Genomic DNA, 14,731 nt, shown 5'->3' on the forward strand with positions numbered 1-14,731 from the left:
ACCGAATCAGGCACCGCCCGTAAATCCCTGCTGGCGCCAGGCTTCGAACACCATTACCGCGACCGTGTTGGACAGATTCAGGCTGCGGTTGTCCGGACGCATCGGCAGGCGCAGGCGGTGTTCGGCCGGTAGCCCGTCCAACACGTCCTGCGGCAGTCCGCGGGTCTCCGGACCGAACAGGAACGCGTCGCCCGGCTGATAGCGGGGCTGGTCGAACCGGACCGTGCCGCGGGTGCTCAATGCGAACAGTCGCGCCGGCGCGAGCGCGGCCAATGCGGCGTCGAGCGAATCGTGGACCTGCAGGTTGGCGTATTCGTGGTAATCCAGGCCGGCGCGGCGCAACTGCCGATCGTCCAGATCGAAACCCAGCGGCCGGATCAGGTGCAGTCGCGCACCGGTGTTGGCGCACAGGCGGATGACATTGCCGGTGTTGGGAGGAATTTCCGGCTGGTAGAGCAGAACATCGAGGGAAAGCGCAGTCATGCGCGGATTCTACGGGCCGGACCGGAAGGTTCCCATGGATGCGGCGAGCGGAAGGGAGCCGGCCGCGATCCGGTGGGTGCCTGTCATGCTTTGGAGGGAAGCCGCATCGCGGGATGCGGCTTCCTTGTCCTGGCGACCGGTGGATCGCGGAAATCTTCGTGGCCGGATTCAACGGGAATCGACGGCTTCGGTGGTGCGGCCTGCGCGCGCGTCGCGGGACGGTGCGCGGCGGAAGTGCGGGTACTGCAGCGGCTGGAACGCGCTTTACCGGAGGATGGAGCGATGAGGCAGGTGGAAGCTTGAAGCGGTTGCGTGAATCAATCCGGTAATCAGCGCGCGGCCAGCTGCTGGGCCAGTACACCCGCCTGCACGGCGAACTGCTGCAGATCTTCCGCCGACGGGCGCACGGTGATGGTCGGCATGTCGACGATGCTGGCGGTCTGGGTGGCCAGGTAGTACGCCAGGTCGCGCGCATCAGGCGTCACGGTCACGGCCGGCAGGTTCACCACCTTCGCATCCTTGTAGGTCAGGTAGTGCGCCAGGTCGGCGGCTTCGGGCTTGACGGTCACGGCCGGCAGGTCGACCACGTGGGTGCTGGCCGGAGTGGCGGACTGCGCCTGGAGGTTGTTGTCGGCGTAGCTGTTGGCCGACAGGACCATGGAACCGGCACACAGCGCGAACACGGCGGCGGCGGTCAGCGGGAGCAGGGTCTTGGTGTTCATTGTTTTGCCTCTGTAGTGATGTTGTGGGGTGGTGTGGTAGTAAGGTAGTACACCTAATCAGACAGATCAAGCGGAACTTGTGTTTGTCGTTCCTTTGTTCAGCGTTTAGTCAGGATTGCTTGGGTTGCTGCTGTTCGCAGTTGAAGTAAAGCAGGACTCGTGCCAACTGCAAATTATTGATTCAAAAGGAAATCCGTTTCTTTCTTCGTGTCCGTGTCCGGCCAGTGTCCGGGTGGCGCCGTCCGTTTTCTGGTTATCAGGACGTGCCTGGCGGCGGGATGTGACCTCCAACACGCCCTTCCCACCGTCATCCGGTCATTTCCGGGACTTGCTGGTTTGGATGCCGTTTAGGCGGAAACGGTTGCGCTGGGGCCGGTTCCGTTGGCACAGGTTCACCCGGGCACATTCATCAGGGCACCTTCACCAGGGCAGCGGCTGGCCCTGCCAGTCGAAGAAGCCGCCGGATTGCCCGGGCGACAGTTGATGGATCACGTGCAGCAGGCCGGCGACCGATTCCTGCGCGGAAAGCGCGGCCTGCGCACCGCCCATGTCGGTGCGGACCCAGCCCGGGTGCAGCGCGACCACCGTGATGCCCCGCGCCGCCAGCGCCTGGGCCAGCAGCGAGGTCGCCATGTTCTGCGCGGCCTTGCCCATCGCGTAGCTGGGCGTGCGGAATTCCTGCCGCAGCGCGATGGAACCGACTTCCGAGGAAATGTTGGCCACGATCGCGCCGTCGGCCAATTGCGGGGCCAACGTCTGGGTCAGCAGGAACGGGCCGGCGGCATTGGTGCGGAAGCTGGTTTCCAGATCCGAAGCATGGACCTGGCCGAAGCGCTCGCCGCCACGCAGGACGCCGGCATTGTTGATCAGCAGATCCAGCGGCTGCTCGTCGGTCACCAGGGCGATTTCGTTGGCGAGTGCGGCATGCGTGCGCGGCTCGGCCAGATCCAGCGGCAGTACCTGCAGGCGGCCGGGGTGCTCCCCGGCCAGCAGGTTGAGCGCATTGGCCTTGCCGGGATGGCGGCAGGCGGCGATGACATGGTCGCCGCGGGCCAGCAACTGGCGGACGAACTCCAGCCCCAGCCCGCGATTGGCGCCGGTGACCAGGCAGTGGCGACGATCCATGAGACACCTCGCTTTGAGGGGCACGTGCCATGAGGCCTAGTGTATGGCCCCCGCGACCGGGTTAGCATCCGGGGTTCTTGGGGAATCCCGTACCTGTATACAAGGAGTCACACGATGATCGCATCCCGTCGGCCGCGCGCCGCGCTGCTTGCCGTCGCCCTCGGCACCGCTCTTGGCGGCCTGGCCTACGCGCCGGTCCCCGCCCTGGCCCAGGCCAAACCGGCCGGCACCGACATCGTCATCCCCTACGAGGAGTTCACCCTGCCCAACGGCCTGCGGGTGATCGTGCACACCGATCGCAAGGCGCCGATCGTCGCGGTCAACGTCTGGTACCACGTCGGCAGCAAGAACGAGCAGCCCGGCCGCACCGGCTTCGCCCACCTGTTCGAACACCTGATGTTCCAGGGCAGCGAGAACCACAAGGGCGAGTTCTTCGAGCCCTTCGAGCTGGTCGGCGCCACCGATCAGAACGGCACCACCAACCAGGACCGCACCAACTACTTCCAGAACGTGCCGACCACCGCGCTCGACATGGCGCTGTGGATGGAATCGGACCGCATGGGCCACCTGCTCGGCGCGATCGACCAGAAGGCGCTGGACGAGCAGCGGGGCGTGGTCCAGAACGAGAAGCGCCAGGGCGAGAACCAGCCCTACGGTCGCCGCATCTACACCAAGATCTTCGAGGCCCTGTATCCGCCGGGCCATCCCTACAGCTGGCAGACCATCGGCTCGATGGCGGATCTGGACGCCGCCACCCTGGACGACGTGAAGACCTGGTTCCGCAGCTGGTACGGCCCGAACAACGCGGTGCTGGTGCTGGCCGGCGACATCGACCTGAAGACCGCCAAGGAAAAGGTCACCCGCTACTTTGGCGACATTCCGGCCAGCGCGACGCTGGCCGACATGAAGTCCAACATTCCCAAGCGCGCGCAGGACACCCGCGAGACGGTGCCCGATCGCGTGCCGCAGGTACGCATCTATCGCGCCTGGCCGGTCGCCGAAATGGGCACGCCGGACGCGACCCAGCTGGAGCTGTTCTCGCAGATCCTCGGCGGCAGCGCTTCCTCGCGCCTGGACGCCCGGCTGGTGCATGGCGACAAGATCGCCGACCAGGTCAGCACCTCGCCGTGGATGAGCGAGATTGCCGGTACCTTCATCGTCAGCGCCACCGTCAAGGATGGCGTGGATCCGGCCAAGGTCGAGAAGGTGCTGGACGAGGAAATCCAGCGCCTGATCAGCGAAGGCCCGACCGCCGCCGAAGTCGAGCAGGCGCGCACCTACAGCCGCGCCGGTTTCGTGCGCGGCATCGAGCGCATCGGCGGATTCGGCGGCAAGTCCGACGTGCTGGCCTCCTGCACGGTCTACCAGGGCAAGCCGGATTGCTACCGCGACGAACTCGATGAATTGATGAAGGCCACCCCGGCCAGCATCCAGGCCGCCGCGCGCAAGTGGCTGGGCGCGGGTTCGCACACGCTGGTGGTGCAGCCCAGCGACAAGCCGCTGTCCTCGCTGCCGGAAACCGTGCTGGCCGCACCGGCGACCCGGCCGGCGGAAATCCCGGCGGTGGATCCGAAGTTCAAGACGGTCAAGACCGACGTCGACCGCAGCCAGGGCGTGCCCAAGACCACTTCGTTCCCGGATCTGAAGTTCCCGGCCCTGCACCGCGCCAAGCTGTCCAACGGCATGGAAGTCGTGCTGGCCGAGCGCCATGAAACACCGGTTGTGCAACTGTCGGTGCAGTTCCCCGGCGGCTACACCGCGGACGTGGGCAAGAAGCTCGGCACCGCCAGCTTCACCATGCAGATGCTGGACGAGGGGGCGGGCGACTACAGCGCGCTGCAGTTCGCCGCACGCAAGGAGGCGCTGGGCGCCGAGTTGACCACCGGCGCCGGCCTGGACAGCGCCTCGGTCGGCCTGTCGGCGCTGAGCGACAAGCTGCCCGAATCGCTGGATCTGCTGGCCGACGTGCTGCGCCGTCCGACCTTCGACGCGGGCGAACTCGAGCGGGTGCGCGCGACCTGGATCGCCGGCATCAAGCAGGAGAAGGCGCGTCCGCAGACCGCCGCGCTGCGGGTGATGCCGCCGTTGCTGTACGGCCAGGGACATCCGTACGCGATTCCGTTCACCGGCAGCGGCACCGAGGCATCGATCGCGTCGCTGACCCGCGATGATCTGGTCGCGTTCCAGCGCGACTGGCTGCAGCCGGACAAGGCCCGCGTGATCGTGGTGGGCGACACCACCCTGGCCCAGATCGTGCCGCTGCTGGAAGCCCGCCTGGGTGACTGGAAGACCGCGCCCAACGCGCCGGCGCTGCCGGCGGTGCCGACCGTGGCCAAGCCGGGCGCGCCGCGCGTGTTCCTGATCGACCAGCCCGGCGCGATCCAGTCCAACATCTATGTCGGCCAGTTGATTCCGCCGACCGGCGACAAGGGCACGATCGATTTCGACTTCGCCAACGGCGTGCTCGGCGGCCAGTTCAGCTCGCGCCTCAACATGAACCTGCGCGAGGACAAGCACTGGGCTTATGGTTCCTACAGCGGCGCCACCAACACCCTGGGCCAGCGTCCGTGGTTCGCGCAGGCGGCGGTGCAGAGCGACAAGACCGTGGATTCGGTGAAGGAACTGAAGGCCGAGATCACCCGTTTCGCCACCGGCGAGGCGCCGGCCTCCGACGCCGAAGTCACCAAGATCCGCGCCAGCAACACGCTGGAGCTGCCGGGTGCCTATGAAACCGCGGCCGCGGTGATGGGCCAGGTGACCAGCAACCTGCGCTACGGCCGTCCGGACGACTACATCCTGACCTACAAGGCGCGCAACGAGGCGATCACCTCCAAGGACGTGACCGCGGCGGCGAAGACCCTGGAACCCAACGCGCTGACCTACGTGGTGGTCGGCGATCTGGCCAAGATCCAGCAGCCGATCCGGGATCTGGAGATCGGCGAGGTCACCGTGCTCGATGCCGATGGCAAGCCGGTGATAGCCGCCGGGAAGTAAGCTCCTTCGCGCCCCTTCCTTCTGGGGAGGGGCGCGTGGTTGCAGGATGTTCCGCACGCTTCCGCCGCCCGTGCGGCGGAAGCCACCCATGATTCATCCCGGCTGGGCGAGAATGCCCGCCGTTCCCGCACAGAGGCGAATCCATGCGCACTTTCATTCTCCTCGCCGCCGTCACCACCCTGGCGGCCTGCACCTGGGTGCCGCTGGCGCCGAACGCCAAGGGCATCCGGGTCGTCGCGGCCGGCGCCGCCCCCGCCAACTGCCAGAAGCAGGGCGAGGTCTCGGTCTCGGTCAAGGACAAGGTGGCCTTCTACGAACGCAACAACCTGCGCGTGCGCGATGAGCTGGAAACCCTGGCGCGCAACGAGGCACCGGGCATCCAGGCCGACACCATCCAGCCGCTGGGCGACCCCGCCAATGGCGAACAGCGCTTCGCGGCGTATCGCTGCGGGCGCTGAAGTTCCTGAAAGGAACAACCGTTTGCCGTGCCGCCGGCGCTGCGCGGCGTCCGGATGAAGCCGCCGGTGGCCATCGCCGATGCCCGCTCCGGCAAGGGCCGGCCAGGCACCTGCAGTGCCTGTCGGCGGGTCGGAATGGGGCTGCCGCCACCTGGGGCGGGGCCCGCCCAAACGGCAGCGTACGGAAAATGTGATAATCATCACGTAAATTGCCCGTTCGGCCTTCTGTCAGAACCTGCATAAAGATGCGGTGAAGTCCGGAAGCCGGTAACCTTGTCGCCCCCTTCGGCCTGAGCCTTGGCGCTACTTTCGATGCTCTTCAAGAACGTCTCCATCGCGGGACTGGCGCACGTTGATGCGCCGCACACGCTGACTTCCAAGGAAATCAACGAGCAGCTCAAGCCCACGCTTGAGCGCCTGGGCATCCGCACGGACGTGCTCGGCGACATCGCCGGCATCCACGCGCGCCGCCTGTGGGACGACGAGCAGCAGGCGTCCGACGTGGCGACGCTGGCGGCGAGGAAGGCGCTGGACGACGCCGGCGTGTCCGCCGATCGCATCGGCCTGCTGGTCAACACCTCGGTCAGCCGCGACTACCTGGAGCCGTCCACCGCCAGCATCGTGTCCGGCAATCTGGGCCTGAGCGAGAACTGCCAGAACTTCGACGTCGCCAACGCCTGCCTGGCCTTCATCAACGGCATGGACATCGCCGCCCGCATGCTCGAGCGCGGCGAGATCGACTACGCCCTGGTCGTGGACGGCGAGACCGCCAACCTGGCCTACAAGAAGACCCTCGAGCGGATGGTCGCGCCGGACATCACCGAGGAACAGTTCCGCAACGAGCTGGCTACCCTGACCCTGGGCTGCGGCGCCGCCGCGATGGTCATGGCGCGCGCCGAGCTGGTGCCGGAAGCGCCGCGCTACAAGGGCGGCGTGACCCGTTCGGCGACCGAGTGGAACAAGCTCTGCCGCGGCAACCTGGACCGCATGGTCACCGACACCCGCATGCTGCTGATTGAAGGCATCAAGCTGGCGCAAAAGACCTTCATCGCCGCCAAGCAGGCGCTGGGCTGGGCGGTGGACGAACTGGATCAGTTCGTCATCCACCAGGTCAGCCAGGTGCACACCGCCGCCTTCATCAAGGCGTTCGGCATCGATCCGAAGAAGGTGCTGACCATCTTCGGCGAGCACGGCAACATCGGCCCGGCCAGCGTGCCGATCGTGCTGAGCAAGCTGAAGGAACTGGGCCGGCTGAAGAAGGGCGATCGCATCGCCCTGCTGGGCATCGGTTCCGGGCTGAACTGCTCGATGGCCGAAGTGGTCTGGTAACACCGGCCCACTGACCTTTCCCGAGGGCCGGTTCGCCGGCCCTTTTGTTTACCGCGGCACCGTGCGATGAATCTTCCCGGCTACCCCTTCACTCCCCAGCGCTTCGAAGTCCGTCCCGGCCTGTCCATGAGCTACCTGGACGAAGGCCCGCGCGATGGCGAGGTGGTGGTGATGCTGCACGGCAATCCGTCGTGGAGTTATTACTGGCGGAATCTGGTGTCGGGGCTGAGCGATCGCTACCGCTGCATCGTGCCGGACCACATCGGCATGGGCCTGTCCGACAAACCGTCCGACGAGCGCTACGACTACACCCTGCAATCGCGCGTGGACGATGTGGCGTCGCTGCTGGATCACCTGGGCATTACCGGTCCGGTGACGCTGGCCGTGCACGACTGGGGCGGCATGATCGGTTTCGGCTGGGCCCTCTCGCACGCGGATCAGGTCAAGCGGCTGGTGATCACCAACACCGCGGCCTTCCCGCTGCCCAAGGCCAAGCCGATGCCCTGGCAGATCGCGCTGGGCCGCGACTGGAAATTCGGCGCGTTCATCATCCGCGCGTTCAACGCCTTCTCCGGTGGCGCGTCCTACCTGGGCGTTGAGAAGAAGATGCCGGCCGAGGTGCGCCGCGCCTATGTCTCGCCCTACGACAGTTGGGCCAACCGCATTTCCACGGTCCGCTTCATGCAGGACATTCCGCTTGGTCCCGGCGACAAGGCCTGGGCGTTGCTGGAAGAAGCCGGCCGGCGCCTGCCGGAGTTCGCCGACCGGCCCGCGCTGCTGGGTTGGGGCCTGAAGGATTTCGTGTTCGACCAGCATTTCCTGGCCGGCTTTCGCGCGGCGCTGCCGCGTGCGGAGGCGCACGCCTGGGACGACGCCGGCCATTATGTGCTGGAAGACAAGGCGGCCGAGCTGGTGCCGCTGATCCGCGACTTCCTGGAACGGCACCCGCTGGCCGGCTGAGCGCCGGCTACGCGCCGCTGTCCGCCTCAGGCCGCCCGTATCGGCGGCAGCGGCGTCGAGGGATCGTTGTCGTGATCGTCCGGATTGCTGTCGTCGTCGTTGGCCGCGCCGTCGCGCCAGCGCCAGTCCGCCGCGGTCAGCGCCGGCAGGCCCCAGGCGATGCGGGCCTTGTCGCACTGCGGACTGGCTTCGCCGAATTCCCATGACGCCGGCACATCGCGGCAGACGGTCGGTCGCTGCGGATGGATGCTGCAGCGCGAACGCACGCCGATTTCCGCGTCCAGCGCCACGCAGCGCGGCTTCTGCTCCCAGGTGCCCCGCATGACCACGCGATGCGGGTCGAACGGCTCGGTCAGTTCGGACGGCACCGGGCCGCCGAGGGCCGGGTCGGTTTCGCTCCAGTGGAAACTGACGCGGAAATAGGCGCAGCAGGCGCCGCAGGTCAGGCAGGGATGCATGGGAAAGGCTCGGGCGGTGCGCGAGGAGGGGGCAGGGGGTGCGGAATTGTGAGGCCTCTCTCGGCTGACGCAAGTACCGTCCAGCGGCGACAATGGGCGGATGACCGAACCCTGCAACATCGCCGCCTCCCTGCCGCGGCTGGCGCGCGAGCAGCCCGACCGCGTCGCGATGCGCTGCCCGGGCCGCGATGGCCGCTATGCCACCGAACTCACCTATGCCCAACTGGATGCCCGCAGCGATGCCCTCGCCGCCGGCCTGGGCCGCCACGGCATCGGCCGCGGCACCCGCACCGTGGTCATGGTCCGGCCCACGCCGGAGTTCTTCCTGCTGATGTTCGCCCTGTTCAAGGCCGGCGCGGTGCCGGTGCTGGTGGATCCGGGCATCGACAAGCGCGCGCTGAAGCAATGCCTGGACGAGGCGGCGCCGGAAGCCTTCATCGGCATCCCCCTCGCCCAGCTCGCGCGCCTGCTGCTGGGCTGGGCGCGAAGCGCGCGCCGGATCGTCACCGTCGGCACGCGCTGGGGCTGGGGCGGCACCACCCTGGCCCGGCTGGAACGCGCGGGGCGGGGCGCCGGTCCGCAATTGGCGGCGACCGCGCCCGACGACGTGGCCGGCATCCTGTTCACCAGCGGCTCGACCGGCGTGCCCAAGGGCGTGGTGTACCGCCATCGCCATTTCGTCGCCCAGATCGAACTGCTGCGTGAGGCCTTCGCGATGCAGCCCGGCGGCGTGGACCTGCCGACCTTCCCGCCGTTCGCGCTGTTCGATCCGGCGCTGGGCCTGACCTCGATCATCCCGGACATGGATCCGACCCGGCCGGCCAATGCCGATCCGGAAAAACTGCACGCGGCGATCGCGCGGTTCGGCGTGACCCAGCTGTTCGGTTCGCCGGCGTTGATGAAGGTGCTCGCCGACCATGGCCAGCCCTTGCCGACGGTGCGCCGGGTGACCTCGGCGGGCGCGCCGGTGCCGCCGGACACGGTGGCGCGCATGCGCGCGTTGCTGCCGGACGACGCGCAGTTCTGGACACCCTACGGCGCGACCGAATGCCTGCCGGTGGCGGTCATCGAAGGGCGCGAGCTGGAAGCCACGCGCGAGGCCACCGAGGCCGGCGCCGGCACCTGCGTGGGCCGGCCGGTGCCGCCCAACCAGGTGCGCATCATCGGCATCGACGATGGCGCCATCGCCGACTGGGACGCGGCGCGGGTGTTGCCCACAGGCGAAGTGGGCGAGATCACCGTCGCCGGTCCGACCGCCACCGACACCTACTTCAACCGCGACGCCGCCACCCGGAATGCCAAGATCCGCGAGCGCCTGGGCGATGGCGGCGAACGCATCGTCCATCGCATGGGCGATGTCGGCTATTTCGACGGCGAGGGCCGGCTGTGGTTCTGCGGCCGCAAGACCCAGCGGGTGGAAACCGCCCAGGGACCGCGCTACACCGAACAGGCCGAACCGATTTTCAACACCCACCCGGACGTGCGTCGCACCGCGCTGGTCGGCGTGGGCGAACCGGGACGCCAGCGACCGGTGCTGTGTTTCGAACTGCTGCCGGAAGTCGCGGCGATGCGCCGCGACGCCGTGGCCGCCGATCTGCGCACGCTCGCGCAGCGCCATCCGCACACGGCGGGCATCGAGACCTTCCTCTGCCATCCGGGCTTCCCGGTGGACATTCGCCACAACGCCAAGATCGGCCGCGAGAAACTGGCGGTCTGGGCGACCCAGCAGCTGGAGCAGCACGCATGAAGATCCTGGTCACCGGCGGCGGTGGATTCCTCGGCCAGGCCCTGTGCCGGGGGCTGGTCGAACGCGGCCACCACGTCATCAGCTTCAATCGCGGCCACTACCCCGCACTGGCCGCGCTGGGGGTGGGCCAGGTGCAGGGCGATCTGGCCGATGCGCACGCGGTGATGCACGCGGCGGCCGGCGTCGACGCGATCTTCCACAACGCTGCCAAGGCCGGTGCCTGGGGTGCCTACCGGCTCTATCACCAGGCCAACGTGGTCGGCACCGAGAACGTGCTGGCCGCCTGCCGCCAGCATGGCATCGGCCGGCTGGTCTACACCTCCACACCCAGCGTGACCCATCGCGCCACCCATCCGGTCGAAGGCGGCACCGCCGACAACGTGCCGTATGGTGAAGGCTTCAAGGCACCCTACGCCACCACCAAGCTGATCGCCGAGAAGGCGGTGCTGGCGGCGAACGGTCCGGCGCTGGCGACGGTGGCGCTGCGCCCGCGGCTGATCTGGGGGCCGGGCGATCAGCAGATCCTGCCGCGGCTGGTGGAACGCGCTAAATCCGGGCGCCTGCGCATCGTCGGCGACGGCAGCAACCGGGTGGACACCACCTACATCGACAACGCCGCGCAGGCGCATTTCGATGCCTTCGAACACCTGGCGCCGGGTGCACGCTGCGCCGGCAAGGCCTACTTCATTTCCAATGGCGAACCCAAGCCGATGGGTGAACTGCTCAACACCCTGCTCGCCGCGGCGGGCGCGCCGGGCGTGGACAGGCACCTGTCGTTCAAGGCCGCCTACCGCATCGGCGGGGTCTGCGAAGCACTGTGGACGGTGCTGCCGCTGAAGGGCGAACCACCGATGACCCGCTTCCTGGCCGAGCAGCTCAGCACCACCCACTGGTACGACATGACGCCCGCGCGCGAGGACTTCGGCTATGTGCCGAGGGTGTCCTTTAACGAAGGCATCACCCGGCTGAAGTCATCACTCCGCGACAACGCCGCCATCACTTCTCCGTGACTCCGCGGACTCCAGCATGGACGTGCGCCGAATGGAGCGCGCCCGTGTTTCAGGAGATCCCATGCTGCGCTATGCCGTCATCTTCTTCGTTATCGCCCTGATCGCGGCGGTGCTGGGTTTCAGCGGTATCGCCGGCGCCGCCAGCAATATCGCCTGGATCCTGTTCGTCGTCTTCCTGATCCTGGCCATCATCTCCCTGTTCCGCGGCCGCAGCGTGTAGCACGCCGGTCCCGCGCGCGGCCGGGCGCGGGCGTATGGGTAGAATGGCGGCATGTCCGCCTCGCCCTTCGACCTGCTCAAGCCCTTCGCCGGCCGCGCGCTGGAAGCCGCGCTCAATCGCGCGCTGGCCCTGGATCCCGATACACGCGCCGGCCTGGCGCCACTGGAGGGCCGGCGCGTGGCGCTGGCGCTGGAATCGCCCGCGGTGGCGATGGAAATCCGGGTCGGCGGCGGCGAACTGCAGGTCGGCCCGGTCCATGAGGTCCACGAACCCGACCTGGCCGTGCGCGCCACCCTCGGTGGCGTCCTGTCGCAGCTGCCGTTCCTGCGCCGCGACAACGCCGCACCGGTGGGGCGCATGCGCATTTCCGGCGATGCCGATCTGGCGCGCCGCCTGCAGACGCTGGCCGAGCGTTTCGACCCGGACTGGCAGCAACCTTTCACGGCCGTATTCGGCGACATCCTGGGCGTGCAGATCGCCAACGCCCTTCGCACCGGACTGCGCCAGGCGCGCACCGCCGCGCGCGGATTCGCCGAGAACACCGCCGAGTACCTCACCGAGGAATCGCGCGATGTCGTCGCGCGCGCGGAACTGAATGCCTTCCACGATGATGTCGACGCGCTGCGCGACGACGTCGAACGGCTGGCCGCGCGCGTGCAGCGGCTGGCGGCCCGGCGCGGAGGCGCCGCATGAGGCCGGTGCTGCGCGCCAGCAAGATTGGACGGGTACTGCTGCGCTACCGACTCGATGATCTGCTCGACGACACGCCCGCCGAGCGCTGGCTGAAACTGGCGCGCCCGTTCGTGCCGCGCGCCTCCGCCGAGATCGCCGCGCAGCCGCGCGGCGCGCGCCTGCGGCTGGCGCTGCAGGAACTGGGACCGATCTTCGTCAAGTTCGGCCAGATCCTGTCCACCCGCCGCGACCTGGTGCCGCCGGACGTGGCCGAGGAACTGTCGCTGCTGCAGGATCGGGTCAAGCCCTTCGACGGGGACGCCGCGCGCGCCATCGTCGAACAGGTGCTGGGCCGGCCGATCGGCGAGGCCTTCGCCCACTTCGATACCTCGCCGCTGGCGTCGGCCTCGATTGCCCAGGTGCATGCGGCGACCCTGCCGGATGGCCGCGAAGTCGTGGTCAAGGTGCTGCGTCCGGACATCGAGAGGCAGATCGCCGCCGACATCTCCCTGCTCAAGTCGGTCGCCGCGCTGGTCGAGCGCGCCCACCCGAGCGCCGACAAGATCCGCCCGCGCGAGATCGTCGCGGAAATCGAATCCACCCTGGCCGCCGAACTGGATCTGCAGCGCGAGGGCGCCAACGCCAGCGTGATGCGGCGTTTCTGGAAGGATTCCGACGATCTGTACGTACCGGAAATCATCTGGACGCACACCAGCGAGCGCGTGCTGACCATGGAGCGCGTGCACGGCATCCCGTCCGACGACGTGGCCGCGCTCGACGCGGCCGGCGTGGATCGACGCGCGCTGGCGGCCAAGGGCGTGCGGGTGTTCTACACCCAGGTGTTCCGCGACAACTTCTTCCACGCCGATGCGCATGCCGGCAACATCTGGGTCGACAGCGATCCGGCGCGCCGCGCCAATCCGCGCTTCATCGCCCTGGACTTCGGCATCACCGGGCAGCTCTCGCCGGAGGACCAGTACTACCTGGCCGAGAACTTCATGGCTATCTTCAACAAGGACTACCGGCGCATCGCCGAGCTGCATGTCGAGGCCGGCTGGATGCCGGCGACCGTGCGCATCGACGAACTGGAAGCGGCCGCGCGCGCGGTGTGCGAGCCCTACTTCACCCGGCCGCTGTCGGAAATCTCGCTGGCCGAGGTGCTGCTCAAGCTGTTCCGCACCGCGCAGAAATACGAGCTGACCCTGCAACCGCAGTTGATCCTGTTGCAGAAGACCCTGCTCAACATCGAGGGCGTCGGCCGCCAGCTGGATCCGCGCCTGGATATCTGGGCGGTGGCGCGGCCGGTGCTGGAGAAGATCCTGCTGGAGCGCTACAGCCCGCAGCGCGCGGTGCAGGAATTCCGCAAGCGGTTGCCGGAAATCATGACCCACGCGCCGGACATGCCGCGGCTGGTGCACGCCTGGCTGACCCAGCAGGTCGAGGGCAGGCACGAGCTGTCGATGCGCTCGCGCGATCTCGCCGATCTGGCGACGACACTGCGCGGCATGCAGCGCCGGATCGTCGCCGCCATCCTCGGCGTGGGCCTGCTGCTGGTGGCGGCGGTGCTGTACGGACTGGAAGCCGGTGGCCCGCGTATCTTCTCGGTGCCGGCCTCGGCCTGGATCGCTGGCATCGGCGGCCTGTGGGCGCTGCTGGCGGCCTGGCCGCGCCGGTGACCGGAAACCGGCTCCCCTGTAGGAGCGACGTAAGTCGCGACCGGATGCCCGCCGCGCTTTCGCGACTCACGTCGCTCCTACAACTGCTCCATGACGATCTTGGCAATCAGCGAGTGATGACCCGATGCGGAAACCGGTATTCCTGAAAGTATTGCTGGCGATGACGGTCCTGGCGCTCAGCGCCTGCACGCACGTACCGAAACCGGAACACAATCCGCTCGCGCACTGGGCGCCCTCGCCGAACCATGAAGCGCGCAGGCCGATCCTGATCGTCATCCACGCCACCGAGCAGAACTCGGTGGCCGAGAGCCTGGAGACCCTGCGGACGGAGAATTCCGGCGGGCCGGTGAGCGCGCACTACCTGATCGGCCGCGACGGCGAACGCTACCAGTTGGTCGCCGATGAACTGCGCGCCTGGCACGCGGGTGGCGGACGCTGGGGCACGATCACCGACGTCAACAACGTGTCCATCGGCATCGAGCTGGACAACGACGGGCGATCCGAGTTTCCCGCCGGGCAGATCGACAGCCTGATCGTGCTGCTGGAGGATCTGTGCGAGCGGCTGTACATCCCGCGCACGCAGATCGTCGCGCATGCCGATTTCGCGCCCACCCGCAAGCAGGATCCGGGCACGCGCTTCCCGTGGAAGCGGCTGGCCGAAGCCGGCTTCGGCATCTGGCCGGCCGCCGACGCGCCACCGGCGCCGGCGGGATTCGATCCCTGGAACGCGCTGCGCCTGATCGGCTATCCGCTGACCGATCGCGCCGCCACCGTGCGCGCCTTCCATCGGCGCTTCCGCGGCACCGAGACCGACGTGCTGGACGATGAGGATCTGCGCATCCTGGCGTCGTTGGTGCGACAGTCCACGGGCGAGTAA

14 protein-coding genes are annotated in these 14,731 nt (G+C 68.1%); 10 read left to right on the plus strand and 4 right to left on the minus strand.

From position 1 onward, the window contains the following. Nucleotides 1-6: 6 nt before the first annotated feature. The 3 genes from trmL to FHW78_RS11390 all read right to left on the minus strand — a co-directional run bounded on the left by trmL (nucleotide 7) and on the right by FHW78_RS11390 (nucleotide 2,330). A complete protein-coding gene (trmL, locus tag FHW78_RS11380) occupies nucleotides 7-483 on the minus strand; it encodes a tRNA (uridine(34)/cytosine(34)/5-carboxymethylaminomethyluridine(34)-2'-O)-methyltransferase TrmL (RefSeq protein ID WP_183640291.1) in 477 nt (158 codons plus the stop codon). Between the two features lie 329 nt (nucleotides 484-812). Next, nucleotides 813-1,205, minus strand: a complete 393-nt coding sequence (locus tag FHW78_RS11385) for a hypothetical protein (RefSeq protein ID WP_183640293.1) — start codon at nucleotides 1,203-1,205, stop codon at nucleotides 813-815. Between the two features lie 420 nt (nucleotides 1,206-1,625). Further along, entirely contained in the window at nucleotides 1,626-2,330 is a 705-nt protein-coding gene (locus FHW78_RS11390) for an SDR family oxidoreductase (RefSeq protein WP_183640296.1), read from the minus strand. Between the two features lie 114 nt (nucleotides 2,331-2,444). On the opposite strand from FHW78_RS11390, the gene FHW78_RS11395 reads away from it, so the two are divergent. The 4 genes from FHW78_RS11395 (at nucleotide 2,445) to FHW78_RS11410 (ending at nucleotide 8,071) form a co-directional block, all read left to right on the plus strand. After that, the gene (locus FHW78_RS11395) at nucleotides 2,445-5,324 is read left to right on the plus strand and encodes a pitrilysin family protein (RefSeq protein WP_183640298.1); all 2,880 of its coding nucleotides are present in this window, start codon (nucleotides 2,445-2,447) and stop codon (nucleotides 5,322-5,324) included. 143 nt (nucleotides 5,325-5,467) lie between these two features. After that, nucleotides 5,468-5,782 carry a DUF4156 domain-containing protein gene (locus tag FHW78_RS11400; RefSeq protein ID WP_183640300.1) on the plus strand — a complete coding sequence of 105 codons (315 nt, stop codon included), beginning with the start codon at nucleotides 5,468-5,470 and terminating at the stop codon, nucleotides 5,780-5,782. 312 nt (nucleotides 5,783-6,094) lie between these two features. Continuing rightward, complete coding sequence (locus FHW78_RS11405; protein ID WP_183640303.1) at nucleotides 6,095-7,111, plus strand: 3-oxoacyl-ACP synthase III; 1,017 nt, start codon at nucleotides 6,095-6,097, stop codon at nucleotides 7,109-7,111. Between the two features lie 66 nt (nucleotides 7,112-7,177). After that, nucleotides 7,178-8,071: an alpha/beta fold hydrolase gene (locus tag FHW78_RS11410; RefSeq protein ID WP_183640305.1), complete on the plus strand. Its 894-nt coding sequence runs from the start codon at nucleotides 7,178-7,180 to the stop codon at nucleotides 8,069-8,071. Nucleotides 8,072-8,097: 26 nt separating this feature from the next. On the opposite strand, the gene FHW78_RS11415 is transcribed toward FHW78_RS11410, so the two are convergent. Continuing rightward, on the minus strand, nucleotides 8,098-8,529 hold the full coding sequence (locus tag FHW78_RS11415; protein WP_183640309.1) for a YkgJ family cysteine cluster protein: 432 nt from the start codon (nucleotides 8,527-8,529) through the stop codon (nucleotides 8,098-8,100). A 100-nt stretch (nucleotides 8,530-8,629) separates the two neighbouring features. Between FHW78_RS11415 and oleC the strand changes: the two genes are divergently transcribed. The 6 genes from oleC to FHW78_RS11445 all read left to right on the plus strand — a co-directional run bounded on the left by oleC (nucleotide 8,630) and on the right by FHW78_RS11445 (nucleotide 14,731). Continuing rightward, a complete protein-coding gene (oleC, locus tag FHW78_RS11420) occupies nucleotides 8,630-10,276 on the plus strand; it encodes an olefin beta-lactone synthetase (RefSeq protein WP_183640311.1) in 1,647 nt (548 codons plus the stop codon). Then, nucleotides 10,273-11,286: a 2-alkyl-3-oxoalkanoate reductase gene (gene oleD / locus FHW78_RS11425; RefSeq protein WP_183640314.1), complete on the plus strand. Its 1,014-nt coding sequence runs from the start codon at nucleotides 10,273-10,275 to the stop codon at nucleotides 11,284-11,286. Before oleC ends, oleD begins: the two co-directional genes overlap by 4 nt. A 61-nt stretch (nucleotides 11,287-11,347) precedes the next feature. Beyond that, nucleotides 11,348-11,506: a DUF1328 domain-containing protein gene (locus FHW78_RS11430; protein WP_141454537.1), complete on the plus strand. Its 159-nt coding sequence runs from the start codon at nucleotides 11,348-11,350 to the stop codon at nucleotides 11,504-11,506. A gap of 51 nt (nucleotides 11,507-11,557) precedes the next feature. Then, entirely contained in the window at nucleotides 11,558-12,199 is a 642-nt protein-coding gene (locus tag FHW78_RS11435; protein WP_183640322.1) for an SCP2 sterol-binding domain-containing protein, read from the plus strand. Beyond that, a complete protein-coding gene (gene ubiB / locus FHW78_RS11440) occupies nucleotides 12,196-13,854 on the plus strand; it encodes a ubiquinone biosynthesis regulatory protein kinase UbiB (RefSeq protein WP_183640331.1) in 1,659 nt (552 codons plus the stop codon). Before FHW78_RS11435 ends, ubiB begins: the two co-directional genes overlap by 4 nt. A gap of 124 nt (nucleotides 13,855-13,978) precedes the next feature. After that, entirely contained in the window at nucleotides 13,979-14,731 is a 753-nt protein-coding gene (locus FHW78_RS11445) for an N-acetylmuramoyl-L-alanine amidase (protein ID WP_183640334.1), read from the plus strand.

Source organism: Pseudoxanthomonas sp. OG2 (genome assembly GCF_014192765.1).
In the GTDB taxonomy this organism is placed as follows: domain Bacteria; phylum Pseudomonadota; class Gammaproteobacteria; order Xanthomonadales; family Xanthomonadaceae; genus Pseudoxanthomonas_A; species Pseudoxanthomonas_A beigongshangi.

What these genes read in the sequence shown, in the direction of transcription:
- FHW78_RS11410 (WP_183640305.1), top strand. Translation starts at nt 7,178, where the DNA reads ATGAATCTTCCCGGCTACCCCTTCACTCCCCAGCGCTTCGAAGTCCGT.
- oleD (WP_183640314.1), top strand. Translation starts at nt 10,273, where the DNA reads ATGAAGATCCTGGTCACCGGCGGCGGTGGATTCCTCGGCCAGGCCCTG.
- FHW78_RS11430 (WP_141454537.1), top strand. Translation starts at nt 11,348, where the DNA reads ATGCTGCGCTATGCCGTCATCTTCTTCGTTATCGCCCTGATCGCGGCG.
- FHW78_RS11415 (WP_183640309.1), bottom strand. Translation starts at nt 8,529, where the DNA reads ATGCATCCCTGCCTGACCTGCGGCGCCTGCTGCGCCTATTTCCGCGTC.
- ubiB (WP_183640331.1), top strand. Translation starts at nt 12,196, where the DNA reads ATGAGGCCGGTGCTGCGCGCCAGCAAGATTGGACGGGTACTGCTGCGC.
- FHW78_RS11435 (WP_183640322.1), top strand. Translation starts at nt 11,558, where the DNA reads ATGTCCGCCTCGCCCTTCGACCTGCTCAAGCCCTTCGCCGGCCGCGCG.
- FHW78_RS11390 (WP_183640296.1), bottom strand. Translation starts at nt 2,330, where the DNA reads ATGGATCGTCGCCACTGCCTGGTCACCGGCGCCAATCGCGGGCTGGGG.
- FHW78_RS11405 (WP_183640303.1), top strand. Translation starts at nt 6,095, where the DNA reads ATGCTCTTCAAGAACGTCTCCATCGCGGGACTGGCGCACGTTGATGCG.
- FHW78_RS11395 (WP_183640298.1), top strand. Translation starts at nt 2,445, where the DNA reads ATGATCGCATCCCGTCGGCCGCGCGCCGCGCTGCTTGCCGTCGCCCTC.
- trmL (WP_183640291.1), bottom strand. Translation starts at nt 483, where the DNA reads ATGACTGCGCTTTCCCTCGATGTTCTGCTCTACCAGCCGGAAATTCCT.
- FHW78_RS11400 (WP_183640300.1), top strand. Translation starts at nt 5,468, where the DNA reads ATGCGCACTTTCATTCTCCTCGCCGCCGTCACCACCCTGGCGGCCTGC.
- oleC (WP_183640311.1), top strand. Translation starts at nt 8,630, where the DNA reads ATGACCGAACCCTGCAACATCGCCGCCTCCCTGCCGCGGCTGGCGCGC.
- FHW78_RS11445 (WP_183640334.1), top strand. Translation starts at nt 13,979, where the DNA reads ATGCGGAAACCGGTATTCCTGAAAGTATTGCTGGCGATGACGGTCCTG.
- FHW78_RS11385 (WP_183640293.1), bottom strand. Translation starts at nt 1,205, where the DNA reads ATGAACACCAAGACCCTGCTCCCGCTGACCGCCGCCGCCGTGTTCGCG.